The sequence below is a fragment of the Rhodococcus sp. IEGM 27 genome, assembly GCF_033142305.1.
In the GTDB taxonomy this organism is placed as follows: domain Bacteria; phylum Actinomycetota; class Actinomycetes; order Mycobacteriales; family Mycobacteriaceae; genus Rhodococcus_F; species Rhodococcus_F oxybenzonivorans.
Map to the genome: position 1 here is coordinate 271,331 of NZ_JAWLSG010000002.1, position 15,180 is coordinate 286,510.

At 66.3% G+C, this 15,180-nt stretch carries 13 protein-coding genes; 9 read left to right on the forward strand and 4 right to left on the reverse strand.

From position 1 onward, the window contains the following. The first annotated feature begins 18 nt into the window (after positions 1-18). The 3 genes from R4P95_RS07650 (at position 19) to R4P95_RS07660 (ending at position 3,200) form a co-directional block, all read left to right on the forward strand. Positions 19-855 (forward strand): GNAT family N-acetyltransferase, encoded by an 837-nt coding sequence (locus tag R4P95_RS07650; RefSeq protein WP_109330903.1) that lies wholly within the window; start codon positions 19-21, stop codon positions 853-855. Between the two features lie 53 nt (positions 856-908). Continuing rightward, entirely contained in the window at positions 909-2,723 is a 1,815-nt protein-coding gene (locus R4P95_RS07655) for a penicillin-binding transpeptidase domain-containing protein (RefSeq protein WP_213571673.1), read from the forward strand. A gap of 171 nt (positions 2,724-2,894) precedes the next feature. Beyond that, complete coding sequence (locus R4P95_RS07660; protein WP_213571674.1) at positions 2,895-3,200, forward strand: hypothetical protein; 306 nt, start codon at positions 2,895-2,897, stop codon at positions 3,198-3,200. 4 nt (positions 3,201-3,204) lie between these two features. Here R4P95_RS07660 and R4P95_RS07665 read toward each other — a convergent pair whose 3' ends face one another. Further along, positions 3,205-4,632, reverse strand: coding sequence for an APC family permease (locus tag R4P95_RS07665; RefSeq protein WP_317746519.1), 1,428 nt, complete (start codon positions 4,630-4,632; stop codon positions 3,205-3,207). Positions 4,633-4,683: 51 nt separating this feature from the next. Next, positions 4,684-5,562, reverse strand: a complete 879-nt coding sequence (locus tag R4P95_RS07670) for a LuxR C-terminal-related transcriptional regulator (protein WP_317746520.1) — start codon at positions 5,560-5,562, stop codon at positions 4,684-4,686. Positions 5,563-5,701: 139 nt separating this feature from the next. Between R4P95_RS07670 and R4P95_RS07675 the strand changes: the two genes are divergently transcribed. The 4 genes from R4P95_RS07675 to R4P95_RS07690 all read left to right on the forward strand — a co-directional run bounded on the left by R4P95_RS07675 (position 5,702) and on the right by R4P95_RS07690 (position 10,475). Continuing rightward, positions 5,702-7,324, forward strand: coding sequence for an AMP-binding protein (locus R4P95_RS07675; RefSeq protein WP_213571677.1), 1,623 nt, complete (start codon positions 5,702-5,704; stop codon positions 7,322-7,324). An 80-nt stretch (positions 7,325-7,404) separates the two neighbouring features. Further along, the gene (gene map, locus R4P95_RS07680) at positions 7,405-8,262 is read left to right on the forward strand and encodes a type I methionyl aminopeptidase (RefSeq protein WP_213571678.1); all 858 of its coding nucleotides are present in this window, start codon (positions 7,405-7,407) and stop codon (positions 8,260-8,262) included. An 11-nt stretch (positions 8,263-8,273) separates the two neighbouring features. Further along, a complete protein-coding gene (locus tag R4P95_RS07685; RefSeq protein ID WP_397517653.1) occupies positions 8,274-9,797 on the forward strand; it encodes a cobyric acid synthase in 1,524 nt (507 codons plus the stop codon). Between the two features lie 111 nt (positions 9,798-9,908). Then, positions 9,909-10,475 carry an alpha/beta hydrolase gene (locus tag R4P95_RS07690; RefSeq protein ID WP_317746522.1) on the forward strand — a complete coding sequence of 189 codons (567 nt, stop codon included), beginning with the start codon at positions 9,909-9,911 and terminating at the stop codon, positions 10,473-10,475. 16 nt (positions 10,476-10,491) lie between these two features. Here the strand turns inward: R4P95_RS07690 and mtr are convergent, their stop codons facing one another. Beyond that, a complete protein-coding gene (gene mtr / locus R4P95_RS07695) occupies positions 10,492-11,880 on the reverse strand; it encodes a mycothione reductase (protein WP_213571681.1) in 1,389 nt (462 codons plus the stop codon). Continuing rightward, positions 11,877-12,887 carry an alpha/beta hydrolase gene (locus tag R4P95_RS07700; RefSeq protein ID WP_213571682.1) on the reverse strand — a complete coding sequence of 337 codons (1,011 nt, stop codon included), beginning with the start codon at positions 12,885-12,887 and terminating at the stop codon, positions 11,877-11,879. Before R4P95_RS07700 ends, mtr begins: the two co-directional genes overlap by 4 nt. Before the next feature lie 122 nt (positions 12,888-13,009). Between R4P95_RS07700 and mqo the strand changes: the two genes are divergently transcribed. Next, on the forward strand, positions 13,010-14,557 hold the full coding sequence (gene mqo / locus R4P95_RS07705) for a malate dehydrogenase (quinone) (protein ID WP_213577905.1): 1,548 nt from the start codon (positions 13,010-13,012) through the stop codon (positions 14,555-14,557). Between the two features lie 62 nt (positions 14,558-14,619). Beyond that, complete coding sequence (locus R4P95_RS07710; RefSeq protein WP_213571683.1) at positions 14,620-15,144, forward strand: GNAT family N-acetyltransferase; 525 nt, start codon at positions 14,620-14,622, stop codon at positions 15,142-15,144. Positions 15,145-15,180: the final 36 nt, after the last annotated feature.

A 15,180-nucleotide genomic window follows, 5' to 3' on the forward strand; every position in this document is an offset into this window, starting at 1 on the left:
GCTGACAAGGTTGGGTAGATGCTCAAGCTCCTCGGTGCCAAACAGTTGAGCAGTCGAGACGCGGCACATGTGCTCCGCGTTCTCGACGCCGATCCTGTCGCCGCCTGCATGGTCGCCGCGCGCGTCGAAGAATGCGGAGTCGATCCGCGGATGATCCACGGGGAGTTGTGGAGTCGAGGAGGACCGCTCGAGTCGCTGTGCTTCTCCGGTGCCAACTTTGTTCCGCTTCGCGGCAGCGTCGACGACATGCGCGCGTTCGCGGACCGAGCCTGCCGGACGCCCCGCATGTGTTCGTCGCTGGTGGGCCGGGCCGAGCTGACACTGCCGTTGTGGGAGATGCTGGAAATGGACTGGGGCCCCGCTCGCGAGGTCCGGGCCGACCAGCCCCTCCTCGCGTTGGCCGGCAAGCCGCACTGCCGCCCCGATCCGCTCGTCCGCCAAGTCCGGATGCACGAACTCGAGCAGTACCTTCCCGCAGCGGTGGCCATGTTCATCGAGGAAGTCGGCGTCGACCCCCGCGCTAATGATGGCGGTCGCGGGTACCGGCGCCGGGTCGCCAATCTCATCGCCGCCGGCCGAGCCTGGGCCCGGTTCGAGGACGAACAGGTGATCTTCAAGGCCGAGGTCGGGTCGGTGTCGTCGCGGGTGGGGCAGATCCAGGGCGTCTGGGTCCACCCGATGTATCGAGGGCAGGGATTCGGGGCCGCGGGAACGGCAACCGTGGCCGAGGCCGTCATCGCCGACGGCCGGATCGCCAGTCTGTATGTCAACAGCTTCAACACCGTGGCCCGCAGTGCGTACGCACGCATCGGTTTCAGCCAAGTCGCGACGTTCGCCACAATTCTCCTGGACTGACTCGCTGGCCGCCTACCGTGCCGACGGTGGTCGGAGACATACCATGAGCGGCGATGAACCTCTGGCCAACCACTCGATTCCGCGTCGTGCGGTCCATCGCCCTCGGCGGCGCGGCCGCGCTGATCCTCGGCTCGACGGCGTGCACACCGAAGCCCGACGGCCCCGCGCCCGCCGCTCAGGCATTTCTCACTGCCTTCGCCGACCGCGATTCCGAGCAGGCCGCACAATTGTCCGATCGGCCCGACGATGCTCAGCGAGTTCTCGAGTCGGCCTGGGAATCGCTGCAGGCGGAGTCGCTCGAGGCGAAGACGACCGACGTGGACATCAACGGAGACACGGCCACCGTTGGCTACGCCTACGAATGGCATCTACCGAAGAATCGGGTATGGACCTACTCCGGTGAGCTGCAGATGGGGCGCCGGAACGGGGAGTGGGCGGTCCGGTGGAGCTCCACCAACATCCACCCTCGGCTCGGCGACCGGCAGACGATGTCGCTCCGGTCGACTGCGGCTCCCCGCGCTCGCGTCAACGAGCACTCCGGCTCGGATGTTCTGGTTCCCGGAGTGGTGTACCGCGTCAAATTCGACGCCGGGGAGTCGGGCAACGTGATCTCCACGGCGCAGGGTCTTGCCGCCGCGCTCTCCCCGTTCGACAACACGCTCACCGCGCAGTCGATCGCGGAATCTGCGACGGCGGTCGAGGGTGACTACCTCGTCACCCGACTGCGGTCCGAAGACTACGAGCAGGTCGCGGGCATCCTCGGCGCCCTTCCCGGAGTCAGTGTCTCGGACGAGGCGGACCTGGTGGCCACGGATCGCACTTTCGCCCCGGACCTCGTCGGACAGGTGAAGAAGACGGTGATCGACGAGGTCGACGGCAAAGCCGGGTGGAGCGTGGTCACCGTCAACCAGAACGGCGTCGACACGGATGTCCTCACCGAGACCCCGCCTCAGACCTCCCCGTCCTTCTCGATCAGCCTCGACCGGCCTATTCAGGTTGCGGCGCAGAACGCCGTCGACGCCAGGACCGACCAGGCCATGATGGTGGTGATCCAGCCGTCGACCGGAGACGTTCTCGCGGTGGCGCAGAACAAGGCGGCAGACCGGGACGGGCCGGTCGCCCTGACAGGTCTCTACCCTCCGGGATCGACGTTCAAGATCATCACCGCCGGGGCAGCCATCTCTTCGGGGATCGCGAGCCCCGACACGATGGTGCCGTGTCCGGGACGTATCGAGATCGGGGAGCGCAGCGTTCCCAACTACAACGAGTTCGCGCTGGGCACCGTGCCGATGGCCACGGCATTCGCCCGTTCGTGCAACACCTCGTTCGCGAAACTGGCCAGTGAGATGAAGCCCGACGCGCTGACGGTCGCAGCGTCGCAATACGGGATCGGCCCCGACTACCAGGTCGTGGGCCTGCCGACCGATTCCGGCTCCGTCCCGCCGGCCGAAGAGCTGGTGCAACGAACAGAGGACGGCTTCGGCCAGGGCAAGGTCGTGGTCAGTCCGTTCGGAATGGCCCTGGCCGCTGCGACGATCGCGCACGGTTCGACTCCCGTTCCGCGGTTGATCGCCGGACGCGAGACCGTCATCGAGGGTGACCATCCGCCGATCAGCCCCGACATGGTCGAGGGGCTGCGCTCGATGATGAGGCTCGTGGTGACCAGTGGCACAGCTGAACGGATCGAGGACCAGGGCGAGGTATACGGAAAGACGGGGGAGGCCGAGGTCGAGGGTGGCTCGCACGCCTGGTTCGTCGGCTATCGAGGTGATCTCGCCTTCGCCACGCTGGTGGTCCGGGGCGGGAGTTCCGACAATGCCGTCGCCGTCACCCGAGACATGTTTGCGGCGTTGCCCGAAGGGTATTGACCCTCCGCCCGTGTCGTCGAGGCGTCATCGGCCGATCGGGGGACACAGGTGTAGTCGGTTCAGGGACCCGTTCGGGGGACAGACACCGCCGCCGGGAGCGCCCATAGTGGGTTGCAGAAGATTTTCGCAACCGCGGGATCGAAGAGACTACGCAGACAGGGACTTTCACACATGACACTCGTCTCGGAAGAAGCTCGGGTAGACGCATCGGATGGCGTCCGCACAGTGTTGTTCGTCGGCAATCCGGACCCAGGCACGGAACTGACTCAGTGGCTCGCGATGAAGCAGTGGGCGTCGGGCCGCGGAATCGCGTCGATCAGCTCCTGCGAAGGAGACGTCCTGTGCGTCATCGCCACCGAAGACGTCCTCGACGGACTCTGCACCCCAGCGGAAGCCATGGCGATGCAGCAGGCGAGGGGCCGTGGGGTGCCCTGCGTCAGCGTCCGCAACGCCCGCCTTCTGAGGGATGCTCTCTGACGCGCTACTCGTGTTCGGCGAGCTTTTCGGGATCGAGTTCCGGGCCGCCTTTTCCGAGCCTCTTGTTCACGAGCACTGTGCCCGCCCAGAGGACGACGCCGATCCCGAGTAGCACGCCGGCGATCTGATACTGCACGATCGGGCGGTCGGCGAAGGGTGTGGCGAGGAAGCCACACGTCAGGGTGCCGACGATCGGGAGAATCGTCGGTACCCGGAAGTGCTTGTGCTCCACGGGCTGTTTCCGGAGGACCAGCACGGTGATGTTCACGATCGTGAACACGCACAGCAGGAGCAGGGCCGTGGTGCCGCCGAGTTCGGGCACCTCACCGACGAACGTGATCAAGCCGAACGCGACGAGCGTGGTGAAGACGATGGCCACGTACGGAGTGCGGCGGCGGGCGTGCACTCTCCCGAACGGAGGAGGGAGTACCTTCTCGCGGCTCATGCCGTACAGCAGCCGGCTTGCCATCAGCATGTTGATCAGTGCGGTATTGGCGACCGCGAACATGGTGATGAAGGCGAAGATCCCGATCGGGAAGCCGGGGGCGCCGGCCTGCACCACCTTGAGCAGTGGTGTGTCACCTTCGCCGAGGTCGCTCACCGGTACCAGGGCGATGGCCGTGATGGAGACGAACACGTAGATCGCCCCCGTGACGAGAAGTCCCGTCAGCAACACCTTGGGGAAGATCCGGCTGGGTTCCTTGCACTCCTCGGCCATGTTGACCGAATCCTCGAAACCGACCATCGCGAAGAAGGCGAGCGCGGTACCCGCAATCACGGCGCCGACCGGGGATCGTTCACCGGTGTCGAACGTGGCGACCCGGGAGAAGTCACCGTCGCCCACGCCGAGTGCCCACAGACCGATCATGATGATGATCAGAAGCCCGGACAGCTCGATGCACGTGAGAACCACATTGGTTTTGACGCTTTCGCTGACCCCGCGGAAGTTGATGATTCCCACCAGCGTCATGAACGCGAGACCGAGGAGAGTGATCCCGATTCCGGTGGTGAAATCGAGATCGAAGGCTTCGACGAAGTTGGCCGCGAAGGCACGCGACGCTGTGGAGGCAGACGTGATGCCGGAGCACATCACGGCGAAAGCCACCATGTACGTCAGGAAGTGCACCCCGAAAGCCTTGTGTGTGTACAGCGCAGCGCCCGCTGCCTTGGGGAACTTGGTGACGAGTTCGAGGTAGCTGAAGGCCGTGACGATGGCGACGAGGAAGGCGATGAGAAAGGGCAACCACACCGCGCCACCGACCTGGTTCGCCACCTTGCCGGTCAGCGCGTAGATGCCGGTTCCGAGGATGTCGCCGACGATGAACAACAGAAGCAGACCGGGTCCCATGACCCGCTTCAGGCTCGGCTGCTCGGAAGAACTCGCACCGGACGCATTCGAGCTCGACGCGTTCGAATCCGTTGTCGATCCCATGACCCACCGCCTTTCGCTGCGCGCGCTTCCCGGCCGAGAAGACGCTTGTCGCTAGGGGAGTAAACCCAGCCGGCGTGCGGTGACCACGGCTTCGTGGCGGGACCGCGCGTCCAGCTTGTTCATGGCACTGCGCAGGTAACTCTTGACGGTCTCGGCTCCCACCGACAGCCGCTGGGCGACCTCGGCGTTGGTGCATCCCAGCGCGACGTGCGCCAGCACGTCGACCTCTCGGGGGGTGAGGGTGATACCAGCGTCGTCAGACGCGTCGGCACCATCGCCGCCACCGGGGCGGACGACTGCCGCGAGCCGCTGGGACAACCCGCGCAACTGCTCCTGCAACGACGGATCGGTGACCGTCTGGGCCACACTCCGCATCTGAGCGTGTATGTCGCGAAGCTCTTCGGTGGTGGCGCCGTCGACACCCTGCGCGTCCAACGTCGTGAGCATCTGGAGGCGGCGGTCGACCTCGTCACGAATGGCGATCTCCGTACCGAGCCGGCGCGAGGCCGCGACAACGACATCCGCGGTCCGATCACCGATCGGGGCGCACTCGCGGATGGCGGCGTAGAGGACGGCCCGGGTTTTGCCCTGCACGATGACGGGCACGGCCAGGATGGAGCGGAGACCCTCGCTGAGGACGGGGCGGTCGAAGTGGTGCGTGATGGTCTGGGAGGAGCTGTAGTCGTTGACCGAGACAGGCCTGCGCTGAGCCACCACTCGGCCGCCGAGGCCGGACAGCGGTGGGATGGCCAGCCCTTTGAGGTTGTTGGTCCGTGTTCCGAAGAACTCGCTGAGATGGAGAGTGTCGTCGCTCACTTCACCGCCGAAGAGAACCGGCACGACACCCTGGGCGGCGATCGTGCGCAGCTCACCGCGCAGGGCGTCGCCGTCCCGGGGGCGTAGTAGCGACGGGAGAACCAAGTGGGTCACCCCTTTCCGGGGGTAGTCAGGGCGGTCTGTGAGCTAGATCATAACCGTAGCGAGTTCGGATGAGGCCACGCCGTCGCCGACCCGGCCCCGCGAACGTTCGGACCCGATATACCAGCCCGCAGAATACGAGGAGTACCGCATGACCACCGATCCCACCGCACGCGTGCGTGAATTGCTCGATCAGTACGACACGCCGACCGCCGCCGCGGCGGAGTTGCTGTGTGATCGACACCCTGCCGACGACGTGGCGTTCACCGTTGTGGAAGCGGATCTGACCTCGACGGACCTCACCTACGGATTCCTTCGCGAACAGTCATCACGGTGTGCGGCAGCCTTGGCAGACCTCGGTGTCGAACCGGGTGAGCACGTGGCGACGCTGATGGGCAAGTCGGCGGAACTGGTTGTAGCCCTGCTCGGGATCTGGCGTCGCGGGGCGGTCCACGTTCCGTTGTTCACGGCGTTCGCCTCCCCGGCCATCGCGTTCCGACTCGGGGCGAGCAAAGCGAAGGTTGTGATCGCCGATGCGAACCAGCTGCACAAGCTGACGCCCGGTGAGGACATTCCGGCAGACGCGCCCTGGCAGGTGGTGGTCGTCGGCGGCGAGAAGTCCGGCACCGTGGACTTCGAGACGCTGTTGACGTCGCACGATCCCAGCGATGCCCGGGGTGCGGCCGTTGCCGTCGGCGGTGACGGACCCCTCGTGCAGTTGTTCACCAGTGGGACTACCGGAACCCCCAAGGGCGTGCCGGTCCCGGTTCGGGCGCTGGCGTCGTTCCACGCCTACCAGGAGTTCGGGCTCGACGTTCGCAAGGACGACGTCTTCTGGAACGCCGCGGATCCGGGGTGGGCGTACGGCCTCTACTATGCACTCCTCGGGCCGCTCGCCGCGGGGACGCGCAGCATCCTGCTGCATGCGGGATTCTCAGCGCCGCTCACCTGGAAGGTCATGGAACGCTTCGGGGTCACCAACTTTGCGGCCGCCCCGACCGTCTACCGGAGTCTGCGGGCGGATCCGACGCCGATCCCCGAGACGGTGCGGTTGCGGCGTGCGTCGTCTGCCGGTGAACCACTCACACCGGACGTGATCTCGTGGTCGAAGGCCAACCTCGGGGTTCTCGTGCGCGACCATTACGGGCAGACCGAGCACGGAATGTTCATCGCCAATGCGTGGGCGGAGGGTCTGCAGGACGAGGTCCGCGACGGCTCGATGGGCAAGCCGCTCCCAGGCTGGTCCTGTGCGGTACTCGCCGACGACTCCGACGCGATCGCCCCGCCCCGGACACCGGGCCGGGTCGCTATCGACACCCGGAACAGCCCGCTGTTGTGGTTCACCGGGTACGTCGACGCCCCCGAGAAGACCGCGCAGCGCTTCACCGGCGACGGCCGCTGGTACCTCACCGGCGATGCGGGCCAGACCGACGAGGACGGCTTCTACTTCTTCTCGGCCCGCGACGACGACGTCATCATCATGGCCGGATACCGGATCGGGCCCTTCGACGTGGAGAGCGTGCTCGTCATGCACGACTCCGTTGTCGAGGCCGCGGTCGTCGGAATGCCCGACGACCTGCGCGGTGAGGTACTCGAAGCTTTCGTCGTTCTCCGCGATGGAGTCGAGGGCACCGACGCACTCGAAGTCGAGCTGCAGACCTTGGTGAAGAAGAAGTTCGCTGCACACGCCTATCCGCGCACCGTGCACTTCGTTCCGCACCTTCCCAAGACTCCCAGCGGCAAGGTGCAGCGCTACCTCCTGCGCCAGCGGTAGGCGCTTCGCGCTCGTGCGCCTTTCTGTAGTTCCCGCTACCAGAAAGGCGCACGGAGAAGGGCAGGTCTACCCTGATACCCATGTCTGTCCGCACAGCATTGAGCCCCGGAACCGTGTCACCCGTCCTCGCCGTGCCTGCGAGTATCGAGCGGCCCGAGTACGCGTGGAAGCCGACGGCCAACGAGGGTCACGAGCCGTGGGTGCAGACACCCGAGACGATCGAGGCCATGCGCCTGGCGAGCCAGATCGCCGCCCGCGCTCTTCAGGAGGCGGGAAAGGCGGTGGCGCCCGGCGTCACCACCGACGAACTCGATCGCATCGCCCACGAATACATGATCGACCACGGCGCCTATCCGTCGACGCTGGGTTACAAGGGTTTTCCGAAATCCTGCTGCACCTCGCTCAACGAGGTGATCTGCCATGGGATCCCGGATTCGACCGTCATCCAGGACGGTGACATCGTCAACATCGACGTCACGGCCTACATCGGCGGGGTGCACGGAGACACCAACGCGACCTTCCTCGCAGGCGACGTCGCCGAGGAGAACCGCTTGCTGGTGGAGAGGACGCACGAGGCCACCATGCGGGCCATCAAGGCGGTCAAGCCCGGACGCGCGCTCAACGTGATCGGCAGGGTTATCGAATCGTATGCCCACCGCTTCGGCTACGGCGTGGTCCGGGACTTCACCGGCCACGGCATCGGCACCACGTTCCACAACGGCCTCGTCATCCTGCACTACGACGAGCCGTCGGTCGACACGGTGATCGAACCGGGAATGGTGTTCACGATCGAGCCGATGATCAATCTCGGTGACATCGCCTGGGAGGTCTGGGAAGACGACTGGACCGTGGTCACCAAGGATCGCTCGTGGACTGCCCAGTTCGAGCACACGATCGTGGTCACCGAGACCGGCGCCGAAATTCTCACCCTGCCTTGAGCCCGGGCCAACTGAAGGGCGCACTGCTCGTCGCCGGAACCACGTCGGATGCTGGGAAGAGCGTGCTCGTTGCCGGCTTGTGCCGGATGCTGGCGCGTCGCGGTGTCCGGGTGGCGCCGTTCAAAGCCCAGAACATGTCCAACAATTCCGTCGTCACCCTCGACGGCGGCGAAATCGGACGTGCGCAGGCGCTGCAGGCCGCCGCGTGTGGACTGGAACCGAGCGTGCGTTTCAACCCGGTGCTGCTCAAACCGGGGAGTGATCGGACGTCCCAGCTGGTGGTGCGCGGCCGCGCCGTCACTTCCGTCGGTGCCCGCGACTACATCGAGCACCGCGACCATCTCCGGGTGGTGGTGGCCGAGGAACTGGCGTCCCTGCGGAACGAGTTCGACGTGGTGATCTGTGAGGGCGCGGGCTCACCCGCCGAGATCAACTTGCGGGCAACGGATCTGGCCAACATGGGTCTTGCCCGCGCCGCCCGGATTCCGGTGCTCGTGGTCGGCGACATCGACCGCGGTGGAGTGCTGGCCCACCTCTTCGGCACGGTGGCTGTGCTCTCGCCCGAAGATCAGGCGTTGATCGCCGGCTTCGTCGTCAACAAGTTCCGCGGCGACGTGTCGTTGCTGACCCCGGGCCTCGAGCAGTTGACTGCCCTGACCGGCCGGCCGACCCTCGGTGTCATTCCGTTCGCGGACGACCTGTGGCTGGACGCGGAAGATTCGCTCGGCGTCGTGGGCGACGCCCCCGTCGGGCGTCCCGGACCGCCGGTGGGAAGCGAATGGCTGCGAGTGGCGGCGATCCGCCTGCCACGAATTTCCAACTCGACGGATGTGGAAGCGCTGGCGTGCGAACCCGGAGTTTCGGTTCGCTGGGTCAACGATCCTTCCCGCCTGCAGGATGCCGACCTGATCGTCCTGCCCGGCAGCAAGTCGACGGTGTCGGACCTCGAGTGGATGCAGCGCAACGGAATTGCCGATGCCGTGGTGGCGCAGGCGAATCTCGGCCGCCCGGTACTCGGCGTCTGCGGCGGCTACCAGATGCTCGGCTCGGTGATCGTCGACGACGTCGAATCCGGTCGCGGCCAGACCCCGGGTCTGGGACTGCTCGACCTCGAGGTGGAGTTCGCGGCAGATAAAGTGCTGGGCCGGGTCACCGGTGACGCGTACGGGGTCCCGGTCGACGGTTACGAGATACACCACGGTCGGGTCCGGCGTAACGGTGATCAGCCGCTGCTCTACGCGAGCACCGGGGCGGCGGAGGGGAGTATCCGCGGAGCTGTCTACGGAACGCACTGGCACGGTCTGCTCGAGAACGATCGATTCCGCCGTCTACTCCTCGACGATGTCGCGGAGCATTCGGGTCGAACCGGCTTCGTCCCCGCCCCCGACACCGACGTGGCCGCCGTGCGGGTCGCGCAGCTCGACCTGTTGGCTGATCTCGTCGAGAAGCACGTGGATGTGGGCGCCCTGGACACCTTGATCGGTGAAGGTGCCCCGGAGGGGCTGGCCACCATCGGCTCCCGCCTCTCTTTCTAGGCAGTTGCCCGCGCACGATCAGCCATGTTCCGATCTGCCGAACCAGCGTTGTGAACCGGACCGGATAAGGGTGCGAGCGCAAGGCGGCGCGGATCGCGTAGGTTTTCTGCCATGGAACTGACACACGTGGCTGTGGGAGACGGAGACTGTACAGTTCGGCTCGACGGGCCGTCGACCAGGCACGCTGTCCTGCTGCTGCCCGGTGCGGGGGACGCCCCGGACGTCTACGACGATGTGTGCGCCCGCCTGCACAATTCGGATCTGCGCACCATCGTGCCCGAGTCCATCGAGGGACTCGACGACTCCGCTGTGATGGGGCTGCTCGACGAGCTGAAGGTGGGATGGGTCAACCTCGTGGGAAGCCGCGAGGGTGCCGAGCTCGCCTGGACGCTCGCCGCTCGCCAGTTCGGGCGCTTCGCCAGTCTCGTCGTTGCCGATCGGGGTCACCCGGCGGCGCCCGACGACAAAGGTGTGGTCCGCGAGGCGGGATGCCCACCGGTGGAACTCCCGACCACCGTGATGGTCGGAAGCCCCACGCGGCGAGCCGAGGCCGATGCGAGTGGTCGCTTCGTCTACTCGGATTTCCGCGTCGTGGAACTCGACGGTGTCACCAATGTCCCGGCCTCCGCGGCCGCCGCGCTCGCCACCGAGATCGTTCTCCGCACCAGCCCCTGGTAGTCGAGCGCCGAGTCGATTACAGGCCGCTGTCGTCGACGTCGAGCCCGAGCAGGGCGTTCTCGACGACCTCGGGGAGAGCCGGGTGTATCCAGTACTGGCCCCGAGCCAACCGGTGTGCCGTCACATCGAAACTCATGGCCTGGATCAAGGGCTGGATCACCGTGGAGGCCTGTGCGCCGATCACATGTGCGCCCAGCAGTCGCCCGGTGCCACGCTCGGCGATGATCTTGCAGAAACCCTCGTCGTCTTCCATGGCCCACCCGTAGGCGACGTCGCCGTAAGCCTGAATCTTCACAGTGACGTCCCAGCCCGCGTCCCGAGCCTCGCGCTCGGTGAGCCCGACGTGGGCGATCTGCGGGTCGGTGAACACAGCCGCGGGCACGACACGATGGTCGGTGCGGCGCAGGCCCGACGTGTCCTGCCACGCGTCCCGCAGCAGGTTGTGCTGGACGACGCGCGCTTCGTGGTTGGCAACGTGCTTGAGCTGATAGGGCGACGAGACGTCGCCGAGCGCAAACACCCCCTCGGCGCTGGTGCGCTGGAACTCGTCGACGACGACGCGCCCCTGGTCGAGGTCGATGCCGCCGGCGGCCGCATCGATCACGTCCCCGTTGGATCGACGGCCGGTGGCCACGAGGAGGGCGTCGCCCGCCACGACCCGTCCGTTGTCGAGTTCCACTGCGACCCCGGCACCGTCCGGGCGCACCGACGCCACCGTCCGGCCACGGTGCACATCCCACTTCGAGACCGCCAGATCCGTGAACCGACGGGCCACGTCGTCGTCCAGATGGCGCAACAGGTGCTCGCCCCGCGAGATCAGCGACACCCGCGTGCCCAGTGCCGAGAACACGTGCGCGAACTCCGCGGCGATGAAACCGGCTCCGATGATCACCAGGCGCTCGGGGAGCTCTGGGAGCCGCATGATGTCGTCGTTGGTGTAGTACGGCACCCCCGAACTGCGCACGACGTCCGGGATGATCGGCCGCGATCCCGCAGCGACGACCACCTGATCCGCGGTGATGACCTCACCTGCTCCGGTGTCGATCGTCCGCGGCCCGACGAAGGACGCGTGCCCGCGGAAGAGCGTCGTGTTCGGGGTGTCTTCCGCGCGGTAGCGCTCACCGCCTGCGGAGATGGGATCGATGCGGCCGAAGACCCTTTTGACGATGTCGGGCCAGCGCACACCCTCGAGCTGGGCGTCGACGCCGAATTTCGCGGTATCGGTGACCGTGCGGGCCACTTCGGCGGCGTAGACGAACATCTTGGTCGGAATGCACCCGACGTTCAGGCACGTCCCGCCGAACGTGCCCTTCTCGAGGAGAGCGATCTTCTTGTCTGAAAAGCGTTCGTCGGGAAGGGAATTGCCCGACCCGGAGCCGATGATGGCGAGATCGAAGTGGGTCATCGCGGCGCCTCCGCGGAATTGTGGCCGTGCAGCCAGTCGAGCCAGAGGTCCACCTCGGCGAACGCTTGGGCGCGAGGTTCGTCCGAAGACAGGAAGACGTCGTGCCTGGCGCCCGGAATGGGCACTATCGTCGTGCGGTCGCCGAGACACCCGGCCCACCGGGCGATCTGCCGGACATCGAGGACTGCATCGGCTGTGTCGACCTGAGGGTCGTATCTCGGTGCGAAGTACGACGCCTTGGAACGCAGAATCAGCGCAGGAACACCGATATCGAGACCCCGGTGCAGTTGCGCATGCCCGCGGCGCACGGCGCGGAGCCAGCCGAAGGTGACGGGAAAGCCGCCCAGCGGTTTCCAGTCCAGGTTGTAGTTCCAGATTCCGTTGCCGTCGACGTGGAGACTCACCCCGTAGGTGTCGAGGGTGGTCTTCGGAACGATCGACTTCCGCTTGACACGGCCCAGTGCGTCGACGGCCACCGTTCCCACATTTCGCAGGTACGACGGCCCCTGCAGGTCGAACCACGGGCTGTTCAGGATGACGCCGCTGACGCCGAGGGCCGCGGTGCCGCCGGCCTTCTTCTGCCGTCGGTGCAGCCACAGCGGGAGCACGAGTCCCCCGGTGGAGTGCGCGACCAGCAGGACCTGGCCCTCGCCGGTCGCCTCGCGCACGACGCGGAGCGCTTCGTCGAGTTCGGCGTCGTACAGCGTGAGGTCGGACACGAAGTGCGCCGTCTGACCGGGCTTGAGGGAACGACCACACTTGCGCAGGTCCAGGGCGAAGAAGGCGTATCCCTGGTCGGCGAAGTGCTCGGCCAGGTGCTTCTGGAAGAAGTAGTCGGTGAACCCGTGCACGTAGAGCACGGCCCGGCCGGTCCGCTTCGTCTCCTGTGCAGGCTGGTAACGGATCAACGTTGCCTCGACCTCACCTTCACCGTCGGGATCGGTACCGAGGGGGATGGTCAACTGCTGATATCCGTCGCCGAGGACGTCGGGAGCCCATGTAGTCACAGATCACAATCTAATGGGCGATCCCGGGCCGCGGGGAGGGGCACAATTGGGGCAGGTAACTTCCGCTCATACGCGCGGGTAACCTATGCGGCGAACACGGCAGGCGGATGCGCGCACGGCAAATGGACAAGGAAGTCGATTCTCCAGTGTCAGATCAGAACGCGGTAGAGACGAAGACGGATGTAGTGCTGGTGGGCGCGGGCATCATGAGCGCGACGTTGGGGGCGATCCTGCGGCAGGTGCAGCCCGACTGGTCGATCACCACCTTCGAACGGCTCGACGCCGTCGCGGCCGAGAGCAGCGACCCGTGGAACAACGCCGGCACCGGTCACTCCGCGTTGTGTGAACTCAACTACACACCCGAGAACCCCGACGGCACCGTCGAGATCGCGAAGGCCGTCAACGTCAACGAGCAGTTCCAGGTGTCGCGCCAGTTCTGGGCGCACGCCGTGGAGAACGGCGTCCTGACCAAGCCGAAGGAATTCATCAACCCGATTCCCCACGTCAGCTTCGTGCACGGCGAGGCCAACGTGAAGTATCTGCGCGCCCGTTACGACGCGCTCGCCGGACACCCTCTCTTCGCGGGCATGGAATACGTGGAGGATCCGGTCGAGTTCGCCCGCCGCCTGCCGTTGATGGCGAAGGGCCGCGACTACAGCGATCCGATCGCGCTGAACTGGACCGAGAACGGCACCGACGTCGACTTCGGTGCCCTCACCAAGCAGCTTCTCGGCTACGTCGGTGCATCCGGCGGCATCGTGCATTTCGGTCACGAGGTCACCGATCTCACCAAGCAGTCCGACGGCAGCTGGGTCGTCAAGGTCACCAACCGTCGCAACGGTGCCAAAAAGGTGGTGCGCAGCAAGTTCGTCTTCGTCGGCGCCGGCGGCGGTGCCCTGCATCTCCTGCAGAAGTCGGGTATCTCCGAGGCCAAGGGCTTCGGCGGATTTCCGGTCAGCGGAGCCTTCCTGCGCTGCACCAATCCGGAACTCATCGACCAGCACCGCGCCAAGGTGTACGGCAAGGCTGCCGTGGGCGCTCCGCCCATGTCGGTGCCGCACCTCGATACCCGGGTGATCGGTAGCAAGCCCGGACTGCTGTTCGGCCCTTACGCCGGCTGGTCACCCAAATTCCTCAAGGAAGGTCGCGTCACCGACCTCCCCGGTTCGGTCAAGCCCGACAACCTTCTGTCGATGCTCGGCGTCGGTGTCAGTGAACTCGGCCTGGTCAAATACCTGATCAGCGAGCTCACGAAGTCGGAGGCCGGACGGATCGACACGCTGCGCGAGTTCGTACCCAAGGCCGTCGGCAAGGATTGGGAACTGATCACCGCCGGCCAGCGTGTCCAGGTCATCCGGCGGGCCAAGGGCAAGGGCGGTGTCCTCGAGTTCGGCACCGCCGTGGTCAACGCCGCGGACGGCAGCATCGCCGGTCTGCTCGGTGCGTCTCCCGGCGCGTCCACGGCTGTGCCGGCCATGCTCGACGTGCTCGAGCGCTGCTTCCCGGACCGGTACGAGTCCTGGAAGCCGAAGCTGCAGGAAATGGTGCCGTCGCTCGGGGTGAAGCTCACTGACGAACCGGGGCTGTTCGCGCAGGTCTGGGAGCACACGTCCAAGGTCCTTCAGCTCGATACCATCGCGGTGGAAGAGGCCTCGGTCGCCGCGGTCTGATGGCGACGGGCGGGCTCGGCTGCGGGGGCGCGCCGAGCGGGCCTGTGCCATAGTTGCTTGTCATGACGGCAACTGCAGCACTGAAGCGTTCGTGGGCACTCGATCTCGACAACAAGACGCTCTATGAGTTGCTGAAGCTTCGAGTCGAGGTGTTCGTCGTGGAGCAGGCCTGCCCGTACCCGGAGCTGGACGGGCAGGATCTGCTGGCGGAGACGCGCCATTTCTGGTTGGAGCAGGACGGCCAGGTGGTCTGCACACTCCGGCTGCTCGAGGAGCACGGCGACGGCACCACCTCGTTCCGCATCGGGCGACTGTGCACGTCGCGGCCCGCGCGTGGGCAGGGCCATACCACTCGTCTCCTGCGGGCGGCGCTCGCAGAGGTGGGGTCCGCACCCTGCCGGATCAACGCCCAGACCTACCTGGTGGATATGTATGCGAAGCACGGATTCACCCCGGATGGCGAGGAGTTCGTCGAGGACGGTATCCCGCACGTGCCCATGAAGCGTGGTGGCGGGGCGCCCCGCGATGCGGGGGATACGGCGTCGGTATCGAATGCGCAGGGTGCCCCGTCGACGGCGGGCCGGTGAGCGCCGACTAGGGTCGGCGAGAGAATGTCCGCGGGG